The organism is Streptomyces sp. NPDC006385, assembly GCF_040612485.1.
Taxonomy (GTDB): Bacteria; Actinomycetota; Actinomycetes; order Streptomycetales; family Streptomycetaceae; genus Streptomyces.
Genome location: NZ_JBEXQG010000093.1, coordinates 1 through 11,753 on the forward strand (window position 1 = coordinate 1; position 11,753 = coordinate 11,753).

14 protein-coding genes are annotated in these 11,753 nt (G+C 71.1%); 3 read left to right on the forward strand and 11 right to left on the reverse strand.

Annotated elements, in window-relative coordinates:
- Positions 1-116: 116 nt before the first annotated feature.
- The 7 genes from ABZ078_RS39485 to hisN form a co-directional block, all read right to left on the reverse strand.
- On the reverse strand, positions 117-1,268 hold the full coding sequence (locus ABZ078_RS39485) for an ABC transporter substrate-binding protein (RefSeq protein ID WP_356583363.1): 1,152 nt from the start codon (positions 1,266-1,268) through the stop codon (positions 117-119).
- Positions 1,265-2,128, reverse strand: coding sequence for an ABC transporter permease (locus tag ABZ078_RS39490; protein ID WP_356583364.1), 864 nt, complete (start codon positions 2,126-2,128; stop codon positions 1,265-1,267). The genes ABZ078_RS39485 and ABZ078_RS39490 overlap by 4 nt, the downstream gene beginning before the upstream one ends.
- Complete coding sequence (locus tag ABZ078_RS39495; RefSeq protein ID WP_356583388.1) at positions 2,125-2,856, reverse strand: ABC transporter ATP-binding protein; 732 nt, start codon at positions 2,854-2,856, stop codon at positions 2,125-2,127. The genes ABZ078_RS39490 and ABZ078_RS39495 overlap by 4 nt, the downstream gene beginning before the upstream one ends.
- Positions 2,857-3,154: 298 nt before the next feature.
- Entirely contained in the window at positions 3,155-3,571 is a 417-nt protein-coding gene (locus ABZ078_RS39500) for a Fur family transcriptional regulator (RefSeq protein WP_356583365.1), read from the reverse strand.
- 199 nt (positions 3,572-3,770) lie between these two features.
- On the reverse strand, positions 3,771-4,163 hold the full coding sequence (locus tag ABZ078_RS39505; protein ID WP_356583366.1) for a CBS domain-containing protein: 393 nt from the start codon (positions 4,161-4,163) through the stop codon (positions 3,771-3,773).
- Positions 4,164-4,362: 199 nt separating this feature from the next.
- Positions 4,363-4,599: a PASTA domain-containing protein gene (locus tag ABZ078_RS39510; RefSeq protein WP_356583367.1), complete on the reverse strand. Its 237-nt coding sequence runs from the start codon at positions 4,597-4,599 to the stop codon at positions 4,363-4,365.
- Positions 4,600-4,851: 252 nt separating this feature from the next.
- Positions 4,852-5,652 (reverse strand): histidinol-phosphatase, encoded by an 801-nt coding sequence (gene hisN, locus ABZ078_RS39515; RefSeq protein WP_356583368.1) that lies wholly within the window; start codon positions 5,650-5,652, stop codon positions 4,852-4,854.
- Between the two features lie 261 nt (positions 5,653-5,913).
- Between hisN and ABZ078_RS39520 the strand changes: the two genes are divergently transcribed.
- A complete protein-coding gene (locus tag ABZ078_RS39520; protein WP_356583369.1) occupies positions 5,914-6,522 on the forward strand; it encodes a TetR/AcrR family transcriptional regulator in 609 nt (202 codons plus the stop codon).
- 46 nt (positions 6,523-6,568) lie between these two features.
- Here ABZ078_RS39520 and ABZ078_RS39525 read toward each other — a convergent pair whose 3' ends face one another.
- From ABZ078_RS39525 to ABZ078_RS39540, 4 genes are all read right to left on the reverse strand, one after another.
- A complete protein-coding gene (locus ABZ078_RS39525) occupies positions 6,569-6,892 on the reverse strand; it encodes a multidrug efflux SMR transporter (protein WP_356583370.1) in 324 nt (107 codons plus the stop codon).
- A 147-nt stretch (positions 6,893-7,039) separates the two neighbouring features.
- Positions 7,040-8,050 (reverse strand): ribosome small subunit-dependent GTPase A, encoded by a 1,011-nt coding sequence (gene rsgA, locus ABZ078_RS39530; protein ID WP_356583371.1) that lies wholly within the window; start codon positions 8,048-8,050, stop codon positions 7,040-7,042.
- A gap of 18 nt (positions 8,051-8,068) precedes the next feature.
- A complete protein-coding gene (gene aroA, locus ABZ078_RS39535; protein WP_356583372.1) occupies positions 8,069-9,388 on the reverse strand; it encodes a 3-phosphoshikimate 1-carboxyvinyltransferase in 1,320 nt (439 codons plus the stop codon).
- A 108-nt stretch (positions 9,389-9,496) separates the two neighbouring features.
- The gene (locus ABZ078_RS39540; RefSeq protein ID WP_356583373.1) at positions 9,497-10,219 is read right to left on the reverse strand and encodes a M50 family metallopeptidase; all 723 of its coding nucleotides are present in this window, start codon (positions 10,217-10,219) and stop codon (positions 9,497-9,499) included.
- Between the two features lie 50 nt (positions 10,220-10,269).
- On the opposite strand from ABZ078_RS39540, the gene ABZ078_RS39545 reads away from it, so the two are divergent.
- Positions 10,270-11,085 (forward strand): SOS response-associated peptidase, encoded by an 816-nt coding sequence (locus ABZ078_RS39545; RefSeq protein WP_356583374.1) that lies wholly within the window; start codon positions 10,270-10,272, stop codon positions 11,083-11,085.
- 19 nt (positions 11,086-11,104) lie between these two features.
- Entirely contained in the window at positions 11,105-11,734 is a 630-nt protein-coding gene (locus ABZ078_RS39550; RefSeq protein WP_356583389.1) for an alpha/beta family hydrolase, read from the forward strand.
- Positions 11,735-11,753 lie beyond the last annotated feature (19 nt).

The window sequence follows — 11,753 nt, forward strand, 5'->3', positions numbered from 1 at the left end:
GGTAGCTCGCTGGGCTCATAACCCAGAGGTCGCAGGTTCAAATCCTGTCCCCGCTACTGAAGACTCAGGGCCGGGATCCGCAAGGGTCCCGGCCCTAGGTGTTTGCGGCAAGCACGTCAGGGCCCGTGGCCCACCGCCTCCTCGTACAAGCTGCGGTTCACCGTCCGTGACTCCGGTAGCGGGCTGCCCTCCGCCACGCCCTGGGCCTCGTAAGCCGCTTGCAGGCGTGTGGTCGTGCCGGAGCGGATCTCCCAGTCCATGCGGAGGGACGGGGTGGACCTGAGGATCGACTCCTCCGCCTTGAGAAGCTTTGCGAGGTAGGTGACGAAGGTCGCATCCCGCTTGTAGTCCGACGCGAAGTACGTGTTCACCGTGCGGATGTACGCCCGCAGCAGGGCCACGCCCGCGTCCACGTCGTCCTGGAGCAGCGCAGGGCCGTACAGCATGCCGCCGAGAGGTTCGCCCAGTGGCTGACCACCCAGGAAGGCGTAGCCCTGCTTGCCGTCCACCTTGCGCCAGACCGGGTCCAGGAGCCACGCGGAGTCGACGCCGCCGTTCCGCAGGGCCGTGAGGACGTCGGCCGAACCCAGCTGCTGGTACTGGATCTCGGCGAGGCCGCCGCCGCGCCGCTCCAGGGCCCTTTCCATGGGGTACGCGATGACCGAGCCCTTGCCGATCATGGTGCCCAGCGTGCGGCCGGCCATGGTGACGCGGTTCACGGTGTCGCCCTCCCTCAGACGCACCCACAGGCCGCTCCTCGACTTCGGGTCGGGCGAGAAGTTCCCGGCGACCCACTTGATGTCGAAGCCGCCCTCGACGCCGTTCATGACCGCCGCCTCGGGGGCCGCCCACAGGGCGTCGATGTCCCCCTTGGCCAGCAGGGGGAGCGCGTCCGGGGTCGGCAGCACCTTCAGCGTGATGTCCAGGCCCTCCTTCTTGAACTCTCCCTTGTCGAGGGCGACCCGCAGCGGGGCCACGTACTCGGCGCTCAGCGTTCCCGTGGCGATCGTCAGCTCACGCGCCTCGGAGAGGGGCCGCGGGGGAGGGGCGCCGGGGAGGCAGCGGGCCGGTGTGCGGTTCGGGGAGAGGTCCTTCGGGTCCGTCCAGGACTTCGCGCCGCAGCCCTCCACCGGGCTGATGGTGCGCTGCCCCGCGGCAGGCCCGGACGAGGAGCCCGACTCGTACGGCGACGAGCACGCCGCCGACGCCAGCAGGGCTCCGACGGCGAGCAGAACGCCGTACGTATGCCTGTGCCCCCTGCTGCTCATGACTGGCCCCTTCCTCGGTCCCTCGGTGCCCATGGGGTGAGCAACCGTCCCGCGCGGCGGATCAGTTCGGAGAAGATCACGCCCAGGACCGCGACGCAGACGATCCCGACGAACATCACGTCGTTCTGGAACAGCGCGCGTGAGTCGAAGATCAGATGGCCCAGGCCGTTCGTCGCGGCGATCTGTTCCGACGCGACGATGACCAGGACCGCGACACCCGCGGCGATGCGCGCGCCCACCAGGACCGACGGCAGCGACGCGGGGAGGATGACGTGGCGGAACATCTGCCAACGGGAGGCGCCGAAGACCCGGCCCGCGTCCCGGTGGCCGGAGGGGATGGAGACGACCGCGGACATGGTGGAGATCCAGACGAAGAAGAACACCGTGGCCGCCACCAGCGCGACCTGCGGTCCCTCGCCCAGGCCGAACATGTTCAGGAAGACGGGCAGCAGGGCCAGTTTCGGTACGACGTACAGGGCGTCCAGGAGCGGTTCCAGAGCTGCTCGTACCAGTGAGAGGGAGCCCATCAGCAGGCCGAGCGCGTAGCCCGCCGCCGTGCCGACCGCGTATCCGGCCACGACGCGTTTCAGCGTCGCCCACACATCCGGCCAGAGGTCGCCGGCCGCGGCCCGGCTCCAGCCGTCGGCGAGGATCGTGGACGGGGCCGGGTAGACGCGGTCGTCGATCCAGGCCTGGGCGGCGGCCAGTTGCCACAGCAGGAGGAGGAAGAGGGGCACGGCGAGCGCGAGTGAGAGCTCCAGAGCGCGCCTGCGGCGGTGGGCGCGGGCGGGGTGCAGTTCCTGGGGGCCCGGGCGGCGGACCAGGACCGCGTCGGCGGGCGGCTTCGTGAGCGTCGTCATGCCGGTGCCGCCTCCTTGCGCAGCAGGTCCCACAGCTCGCTCTTGAGGGCGGTGAACGCGGGTGTGTCCCGGATGTCGCCGGTGCGTGGGCGCGGGAAGGGCGGGCGGTGCTCGGCGATGATCCGGCCCGGGCGGGCGGACATCACCAGGACGCGGTCGCCGAGGACGAGCGCCTCCTCCAGGCTGTGCGTGATGAAGAGGGTGGTCGTCCGCAGTGACTGGGTGATGTCGAGGAGTTCGTCCTGGAGAATCGTGCGCAGCTGGGCGTCGAGCGCCGCGAACGGCTCGTCCATCAGCAGGAGTTCGGGCTCCACGGCCAGAGCCCTGGCGATCGCCACGCGCTGGCGCATGCCGCCGGAGAGGGTGGCCGGGTAGGCGTGGGCGAAGTCCGCCAAGCCCATGCGGGCCAGCCAGTCGTCGGCGCGGGCGTTGGCCTCGCGCCGGGGGACGCGCTGGACGTCCAGGCCGAAGCGGACGTTGGCGCGGACGGTCTTCCAGTCGTAGATGCCGTAGTCCTGGAAGATCATGGCCACCGGCCGGGGGCTCGACGTGCGGATCTCCAGCGTGCCCGTGCTCGGGCGGAGCAGGCCCGCGGCGATCCGCAGGAGCGTGGACTTGCCGCAGCCGGAGGGGCCGACGACACAGACGAACTCGCCGGGGGCGACGGTCAGATCGAGGGGGCCGAGGGCGTCGACCGTGCGGGGGGCTCGGCCGAAGGCGCGGGTCAGTTCATGGGCCGTGAGTTTGGGATGCGGCGGATCCGGCGGAGACGGCGGATGCTGCGGATACGGCGGCCAGGGCTCTCCGGGTGCTGTAGGTGTCGGCTCTCCCACTTCGGTCTCCTCGCGGAGTGCGGAACGGACGTGTGGGTGCGTGGAGGGGGTGACGTACGGGTGCGCGGGTGCCGTTGACCATATGACGGACCGTCAGATTCGGGAACCCCGCTCGCGGGCGGGTGGGCTCCCGCGGGCAGGCAGCACAAAGCCCCGGCACTCACCGGTGCCGGGGCTCAGGGCATGGTCGGGGTCAGGTCTTCGCGCAGTTCGGGCAGATGCCCCGGTATGTCACCTCGACGTCCGAGACCGTGAAGCCGAATCGCTCGGAGTCGGGGAGGTCGGCCATCGGGTTGCCCGTCGGGTGGACGTCCCGGATCGCGCCGCACTGGGCGCAGACCAGGTGGTGGTGGGGCCGGTGGGCGTTCGGGTCGTACCGCTTGGCACGCCTGTCGGTGGAGACCTCGAGCACCTCGCCGAGGGAGACCAGCTCGCCCAGCGTGTTGTAGACGGTCGCGCGGGAGATCTCGGGCAGCTTGGCGACGGCCCGCGCGTGAACCTCGTCGGCCGTCAGGTGCACGTGATCGCCGGCGAGGACCTCGGCCACGACGCGCCGCTGCGCGGTCATCCGCCATCCGCGTCCGCGCAGCCGTTCCAGAAGGTCGCTCATGGAAAACACTTTAACAGCAGGAGGACCAGGTTCCGAATGAATGTGACTTTGGATGCGCTACTGATTTGGACAAAGTCCAGAATAGGTCCTCTCGGAGCGGTCGGCGCGGCGCCCTTCGGTGTCCGGGCGCGCGGCGAACGGGCCGGCGTCCTTCCGGGTCCGGCCCGCTGCTCCGCACGCTGTTCTGTCTTGTCGCCGCCTAGGCCGGTGCGTGCTGCCGTACGGGTGCCCAGCAGCGGATGATGTCGCGGACCGAGACGATGCCGACGGGTTCGTCGCGGTCCAGGACGATCAGGTGGCGGAAGCCGCCGTGCGCCATGGCGTGGGCCGCCTCCTCCAGGGTCCACGACGGGGCCGCGAACACGACGTTGTTGGTGGTGTGATCGTGGGCGCGTTCGAGGTCGGGGTTCTGTCCGAGGCCGACGGAGTTGAGGATGTCGCGTTCGGTGAGGATGCCGATACCGCCGGCGTCGGGGTCGTGAACCACGGCCGCGCCGATCCGACGGGCGGACATCAGCGCGGCGGCCTGGCGAAGGGTGTGGGTCGGGCCGATGGTGAGGACCACTGTGCTCATGGCGTCACGGACGAGCATGAAGGGAGTCACCTCCTGGAATGCCCCCGCCTTTGTTCGGTATTTCACAAATTCACAAGTGGGGGGACTTTCAGAGTGGCAGGTAAAGCACGGGTCAACAAGAGGGCGCGTGCGGCTGGTTGAGGCGCCGCGTGTGCGCCCGGTGTCATACGCCGGCGCCGGCCCCGACCGGCGCCGGGGTCGCGCGGACGGCCCGGTGTCACGGGCAGCTCTCGCCGAACCTGACGACGCTGAAGTTCACCGTGACGTCTCTGGGGTGCTGTCCCGGGGCTGGGACCTGAGAGCAGACCATCCAGTTGCGGTCCACGACCTGGGCCCTGTCCCTTCCCGTGGCATCGCTGGATGTCAGCAGGTAGAAGCCGTTCGCTTGCGCTGTGTCTTGTGCCTCCTGCAAGGACTTGCCGGTCAGGTCGGGCAGGTTTCCCTGCTCGGTCACCGTCTCGGTTGCTGTCTCTGTCTCCCTGGGCGCTTCGGTGGTCTCTGTAACGGTTTCCGTGGCTGGGGGAGGCGTCCTGTCCGGGGACTCGCCGTTGCCGCAAGCGGTCGCGCCGGCGAGGCACAGCAGGAGCGTCGCCAGACCCGTTGCACACCGTGTCCGCCACCGGGCCCGTGAGGTGTCGCACCTCATGTGACCATCGTGTTCCCGCAGGGATCCCGGCGCATCTCAGGCCGGCTCAGCCCGAGCGCGTCAGTAGCGCTGGTTGAGGTAGCCCAGGAACTCGTCGTGCAGGAGGCCGTTCGAGGCGGCCGCGTTGCCGCTGTGGGGGCCGGGGCGGCCGTCGAGGCCGGTGAAGGTGCCGCCGGCCTCGGTGACGATGACGGCGGTGGCGGCCATGTCCCAGAGCGAGAGCTCCGGTTCCGCGCAGAGGTCGACCGAGCCCTCCGCGACCATCATGTAGGGCCAGAAATCGCCGTACGCGCGCGTGCGCCACACCTCGCGCGTGAGGTCGAGGAAGCCGTCCAGCCGGCCCTGGTCCTCCCATCCGCTCAGCGAGGAGTACGCGAACGACGCGTCCGTCAGCTTCGAGACGCGGGAGACCCGCAGCCGCGTCGCGGCGGAGAGGCTACGGCCGGTGAAGGCGCCGTGACCCCGGGCGGCCCACCAGCGGCGGCCGAGGGCGGGGGCGGACACCACGCCGACGACCGGCTGGTAGCCGCCCTCGCTCGCCTCCATCAGGGCGATGAGGGTGGCCCAGACCGGGACGCCTCGTACGTAGTTCTTGGTGCCGTCGATCGGGTCGATCACCCAGCGGCGGGGACCGGTGCCCTCGACGCCGTACTCCTCGCCGAGGATCGCGTCTCTCGGCCGGGCCCGCTGCAACTGCCCGCGGATCAACTCCTCGGCGGCCTTGTCGGCCTCGCTCACCGGGGTCATGTCCGGCTTGGTCTCGACCTTGAGGTCGAGCGCCTTGAAGCGGTCCATGGTGGCGGCGTCGGCGGCGTCCGCGAGGACGTGGGCGAGGCGGAGATCGTCGAGGTAGTCCGGCATGGAAGGAACCGTATCTGCCGAGGTTGGGGTGGGGCTACCGGGCGGTGCGATCACGCAGGGGACTGTGTCGGGTGGGCGGGATGGGGCGCACGGTGCCGTGGTTCGGTGCGTCACGACCCACCGCTGCCCGACGCCGGGGCGACGGCCACCACCCCGCGCGCCGAGGCGGGGTGGCGCCCCCGCGTGCCCTCGCGAACCCTTGACAGTGCCTCGGTGCGCGTCAAATCTGGGCGCAGAGCCGCTCGCCCCAGGGAGGCGATGATGCCTGCAGCGCGGGAATCCCTACTGGACGCCGCCTACACGGCGCTGGCGCGCCGGCCGTGGTCCGCCGTGCGGATGGTGGACGTGGCCGCGGCGGCCGGAGTGTCCCGGCAGACGCTGTACAACGAGTTCGGCAGCAAGGAGGGGCTCGCCCGGGCCCTCGTCCGGCGCGAAGCCGACGGCTACCTCGCCGGCGTGGACCGCGCCCTCGCCACCCACAGCGACGCCCGCGAACGCCTCACCGCCACCGCGGAGTGGACCGCCGCACTCGCCCGCGACAACGCCCTCGTCCGCGCCATGCTCACCGGCTGCTGGAGCGAGCGCCTGCCCTCGCCGACACTGACCGCCGTGCCGTCCTCCTCCGCCGTACCGGCACAGCGGCGGGCCGACGGGCCGCTTCCCTCGCCCGGCGACTTCGTGGCCCTCGTGCGTGACCGGGCCGTCGCGGTCCTGACCGGCCCCGGCAGCGACAAGCCCGACACCGCCGAACTCGCCCGCTCCTGCGAACTGGTCGTCAGGCTGGCCCTGTCCTGCGTCGCCGCCCCACCCGGCGAAGGCGGCGTCCCCGACCTCGTACGCTTCGCGCTGCACCGGCAGTTGACCGGCTGAACTCCGCGGCACCCCGCATCCGTGTCCGCGTCCGCGCCCCGTCGCGTCAGTGCGCCGACCCCGACAACTGCAACCCGACGACCCCCACGATCACCAGGCTGATCGACACGATCTTCAACGTCGACACGATGTCCCCGAGGAAGACCATGCCGTAGATCGCCGTGCCCGCCGCGCCGATCCCCGTCCACACCGCGTACGCCGGCCCCACGTCCAGCTTCTTCAGGGCCATCGTCAGCAACCCGAAGCTGCCGAGCGCGAAGACGCAGAAGGCGATGGTCGGCCAGAGCCGGGTGAAGCCGTGCGACAGTTTCAGGCAGACGGCGAAGCCGGTTTCGAGCAACCCCGCCACGATGACCAGCAGCCACGCCATGTGCTGTCCTCCCGTATCCCCGCGTTCTGTGACCGCTTCACCGGGTTCGTCGAGTTCGTCAGGTTCGTCAGGCTCTGCTCAGGCTTGGATCCGGCTCGGTGCGATTATGCCCTTACCGGACTCGCACGAGGACAAACAACGCGGAGGTCAGTCGCCTTCCGTGCGCTCCCGCACGGCCAGCAGCCGCCGCAGCGAGTACAGCCGCGCCGGATCCGCGTGCCCCTGCGTCACCCAGTCGTCCAGCGCGCAGTCCGGTTCATCATGACTGCACGCACGCGGGCAGCCCTCGGTTCCCGGTCCGAGGTCGGGGAACGCGTGGATCACCCGGGACGGATCGACGTGCGCCAGCCCGAAGGACCGCACGCCCGGGGTGTCGATCACCCAGCCGTCCACCTCGCTCAGCGGCAGGGCCAACGCCGACGTCGTGGTGTGCCGCCCCCGTCCCGTCACCGCGTTCACATGGCCCGTCGAACGCCGGCGCTCCCGCGGCACCAGCGCGTTCACCAGCGTCGTCTTGCCCACACCCGAGTGCCCGACGAACGCCGTGACCCGGCCGTCCAGATACTCCCGCACCCGGTCCGCCGCGCCACCGGTCTCCAGTTCCTCGCGGCTGGTGACGACATACGGGATGTCCAACGCCCCGTACAGCTCCAGGAGTTTGTCCGGCGGCGCCAGGTCCGACTTCGTCAGCACCAGCAGCGGTTCCAGGCCCCCGTCGAACGCCGCCACCAGACAGCGGTCGATCAGCCGGGGCCGCGGCTCGGGGTCGGCGAGGGCGGTGACGATGGCGAGTTGGTCGGCGTTCGCCACGACCACGCGCTCGTAGGGGTCGTCGTCGTCCGCGGTGCGGCGCAGCAACGACGTCCGCTCCTCGATCCGCACGATCCGCGCCAGGGTGTCCTTCTTGCCGGACAGATCGCCGACCAGGGCGACCCGGTCACCGACCACCGCCGCCTTGCGACCCAGCTCGCGGGCCTTCATCGCCATCACGACCCGGTCCTCGACGAGGCAGGTCAGGCGACCCCGGTCGACGGTGAGGACCATGCCCTCGGCGGCGTCCTCGTGCTTGGGCCGGATGTGCGTACGGGGCCGGGTGCCCCGGCGGCCGGGGCGCGAGCGGATGTCGTCCTCGTCCGTGTGCTTGCCGTAGCGGCGCATGACTGTATCCCCGCGTCTCTACGCCCCGAGCATCCCGGTCCACAGCTCGGGGAAGTCCGGCAGGGTCTTCGCCGTCGTCGCCACGTTCTCGATCCGTACCCCCTCCACCGCGAGGCCGATGACCGCGCCGGCCGTCGCCATGCGGTGGTCCTCGTAGGTGTGGAAGACGCCGCCGTGCAGTCGGCGCGGGCGGATGTGCAGACCGTCGGCCGTCTCGGTCACGTCACCGCCGAGTTCGTTGATCTCCTTGGTCAGCGCGGCCAGGCGGTCCGTCTCGTGCAGGCGCAGGTGCGCGACCCCGCGCAGGGTCGACGGGGAGTCGGCGAGGGCCGCGACCGCCGCGATGCCCGGCGTCAGCTCGCCGACCTCGCTCAGGTCCACGTCGATGCCGTGGATCGCACCCGAACCGGTGAACACCAGCCCGTACTCGGTGAGTTCGCAGGAACCGCCCATCTCGGTGAAGATCTCGCGCAGCCGGTCACCGGGCTGGGTGGTGCGAGCCGGCCAGTCCGGGATGAGGACCTTGCCGCCGGTCACCAGCGCCGCCGCCAGGAAGGGCTGGGCGTTGGACAGGTCCGGCTCGACGGTCAGATCGCGGCCGAGCAGGGCGCCCGGCGTGACCCGCCAGACGTTCGGCTCGCCGCCCGACTCCGGGGTGTCCACCTGGGCGCCGACCGAGCGCAGCATGTCGACGGTCATGCGGATGTGCGGCATGGAGGGGAGGGAGGAGCCGATGTGACGGACCTCGACGCCCTGGTTGAAGCGCGGTCCGGACAGCAGCAGCGCCGACACGAACTGGGACGACGACGAGGCGTCGATCTGCACCGGGCCGCCCTCCAGGGCGCCCCCGCCGTGGACCGTCAGCGGCAGCGCGCCCCGGCCGTCGTCGTCGATGCGGGCGCCGAGGGCGCGCAGGGCGTCGATCACGCCGTGCAGGGGGCGCTCGTACGACCTCGGGTCGCCGTCGAAGCGGATGGGGCCGTCGGCGAGCGCGGCGACCGGCGGCAGGAAGCGCATCACGGTGCCGGCGTTGCCGACGTCGACCGTGGCCGGGCCCCGCAGGCCCGCGGGGAGCACCCGCCACGCCTCGCCGGTGCCCTCGGGGCCGACGCCCTCCTCGATGCCGACGCCCATCGCGCGCAGCGCGCCGGCCATCAGCAGGGTGTCGCGGGAGCGCAGGGGGCGGCGCAGCCAGCCGGGCTCGCTCGCCAGGGCGGCGAGGACGAGGGCGCGGTTGGTGACCGACTTGGACCCGGGCACGTGGACCGTCGCGTCGACGGCTCCGCTCGCGTGCGGGGCGGGCCAGAGGGCGGTGTGTGCGGCGGGGTTTTGGGCCATGGGTTCACTTTATAAGGAGCGTGTGGTTCGGGTGCGGTGGCGTTGTGGCTGGTCGCGCCCACGCGGCGGAGCCGCACATCGGTGCGGCCCCGCCCTTGAGCCGGCGGGTCATACCGCCAACAGCCAGCGTCCCCCACCTATCAGCGAGCACAACGACACCGCGTGGAAAAGGAAAAGCCACAACCCGGCCGGTACATGAGTCAGCCGCGAGAGTTGGTCCGCGTCCGAGTCTCCCGCCCCACCCCGCGCCCTCTTCGCCTGCAGTTCGAACGCCGGCCGCACCCCACCCAGTAACAGGAACCACACCACCGCATATGCGAACGCCGCCTGCACCTGCGGCCCGGTCAGCCAGCTCACCAGCACGAACGTGCCGCCCGTCACGAACACCGTCAGCGCCCCGTAGGCGTTCCGGATCATCACCAGCATCGCCACCAGCAGGGCCGTCGCCAGCCACAGCAGCAGCGTGATCCGGCCGGAACCGAGGAGGGCGGCGCCGCCGAGGCCCAGGAGCGGGGGAGCCGTGTAGCCCGCGGCCGCCGTGAGGATCATGCCCAGACCGTGCGGCTTGCCGCGGCTGACCGTGAGGCCGCTGGTGTCGGAGTGCAGGCGTATGCCGGTCAGGGTCCGGCCGGTCAGCAGCGCGATCAGGCCGTGACCGCCCTCGTGGGCGATGGTGATGGCGTTGCGTGAGACGCGCCACAGGCCGTGCGGGACGACCACGGCGAGCGCGGCGACCAGGGTGACGATCACCACCCACACATCGGGGTCGGGCTGGGTGCCGGAGACCTCGTCCCAAAGGGAGGCGAGCGAGGCGGATGCGGTGCTGTCCATATGAGGCGATGGCTCCCTGAGGTCGTATGGAATCTGGCAGTGTGGCACGCATGTGCGGACGGTATGCATCGAGTCGTGGACCCGAGGATCTCGCAGGAATCTTTGAGATCGAGAAGTGGGAGCCCGAGGAGACCCTGGAGCCGGACTACAACGTGGCTCCGACCAAGGAGGTCCCCGTCGTCCTGGATCGTCCTTTGAAAGACGTGGACGACCCGCGGCCGGTTCGGCAGCTGCGCAAGCTGAAGTGGGGGCTGGTGCCCAGCTGGTCCAAGACCCCCGAGACCGCCTTCAAGATGATCAACGCACGCGCCGAGACGGTGCACGAGAAGCCGTCGTACCGGCGGGCCTTCAGCTCACGGCGCTGCATCATCCCCGCCGACGGCTACTACGAGTGGGTCACCGGCAAGCAGGAGCGGGACCTGGAGGTCGAGGGGAAGCGGAAACGGCCGCGCAAGCAGCCGTACTTCGTGCTGCCCGCCGACGGCTCGGTGTTCGCGATGGCGGGGCTGTACGAGTTCTGGCGGGACAGGACGCTGCCGGACGAGCACCCCCAGGCCTGGTGGGTGACGTGCTCGGTCATCACGACGGAGGCGGAGAAGACCCCGCTGGCGGTGGCGCCCGCCGAGGGTCCGAACACGCTGGCCGAGATCCACCCCCGGATGCCGCTGATGCTGACCCCGGACCGCTGGGACGCCTGGCTCGACCCCTCCCGCACCGACCCCGAGGAGCTGCGGACGCTGCTCGACCCGCCGCCACCCGGGATGATGCGCGCCTACCCGGTCTCCACGATGGTCAGCAACGTCCGCAACAACGGCCCGGAGCTGCTCAAGGAGCTGGACGGCCCCGAAGAGGGCACACTCTTCTGACGTGACGACCGAGTCTGATGTGACCATCGAGATCATTGGCACGGACGCGGGGGACGCCCGCATCACCTGGCACCCGGCGAAGAAGGCCCGGTTCGTGCTGGCCGTCAGCCACGGCGCCGGAGGCGGCATCGAGGCGCGGGACCTCAAGGCGCTCGCCGAGGTCCTGCCGGCCCACGGGGTGACCGTCGCCCGTGTGGAGCAGCCCTGGCGGGTGGCCGGCAAGAAGGTGGCGCCCGCGCCGAAGACGCTGGACGTCGGCTGGCACGGCATCTTTCCCGCCCTCGCCGCGCCCGGGCTGCCCGTGATCTCCGGCGGCCGCAGTGCCGGCGCCCGGGTCGCCTGCCGTACCGCCGTGGAGCTCGGCGCCCACGCCGTGCTCGCGCTGAGCTTCCCCCTGCACCCGCCGGGCAGGCCCGAGAAGTCCCGTGCCGACGAACTGCTCGGGGCAAGGGTGCCCACGCTCGTCGTCCAGGGCGGGAACGATCCGTTCGGGAAGCCGGAGGAGTTCCCGGACGGCGACTACGAGATCGTCGAGGTGCCCCACGGCGATCACGGGTTCGCCGTGCCCAAACGGGCCCCCCTCGGCCCGGACGAGGCCGTGGCGATCGTCACGGACGCGGTCGTCCGGTGGACCGGGTCACTCGGGTAAAGGTCCGGGAATGTCGGGG

Excerpts from the sequence above, each read along its gene's own strand:
- ABZ078_RS39485 (WP_356583363.1), bottom strand. The coding sequence starts at position 1,268 with ATGAGCAGCAGGGGGCACAGGCATACGTACGGCGTTCTGCTCGCCGTC.
- ABZ078_RS39490 (WP_356583364.1), bottom strand. The coding sequence starts at position 2,128 with ATGACGACGCTCACGAAGCCGCCCGCCGACGCGGTCCTGGTCCGCCGC.
- ABZ078_RS39500 (WP_356583365.1), bottom strand. The coding sequence starts at position 3,571 with ATGAGCGACCTTCTGGAACGGCTGCGCGGACGCGGATGGCGGATGACC.
- ABZ078_RS39505 (WP_356583366.1), bottom strand. The coding sequence starts at position 4,163 with ATGCTCGTCCGTGACGCCATGAGCACAGTGGTCCTCACCATCGGCCCG.
- hisN (WP_356583368.1), bottom strand. The coding sequence starts at position 5,652 with ATGCCGGACTACCTCGACGATCTCCGCCTCGCCCACGTCCTCGCGGAC.
- ABZ078_RS39520 (WP_356583369.1), top strand. The coding sequence starts at position 5,914 with ATGCCTGCAGCGCGGGAATCCCTACTGGACGCCGCCTACACGGCGCTG.
- ABZ078_RS39525 (WP_356583370.1), bottom strand. The coding sequence starts at position 6,892 with ATGGCGTGGCTGCTGGTCATCGTGGCGGGGTTGCTCGAAACCGGCTTC.
- rsgA (WP_356583371.1), bottom strand. The coding sequence starts at position 8,050 with ATGCGCCGCTACGGCAAGCACACGGACGAGGACGACATCCGCTCGCGC.
- aroA (WP_356583372.1), bottom strand. The coding sequence starts at position 9,388 with ATGGCCCAAAACCCCGCCGCACACACCGCCCTCTGGCCCGCCCCGCAC.
- ABZ078_RS39540 (WP_356583373.1), bottom strand. The coding sequence starts at position 10,219 with ATGGACAGCACCGCATCCGCCTCGCTCGCCTCCCTTTGGGACGAGGTC.
- ABZ078_RS39545 (WP_356583374.1), top strand. The coding sequence starts at position 10,270 with ATGTGCGGACGGTATGCATCGAGTCGTGGACCCGAGGATCTCGCAGGA.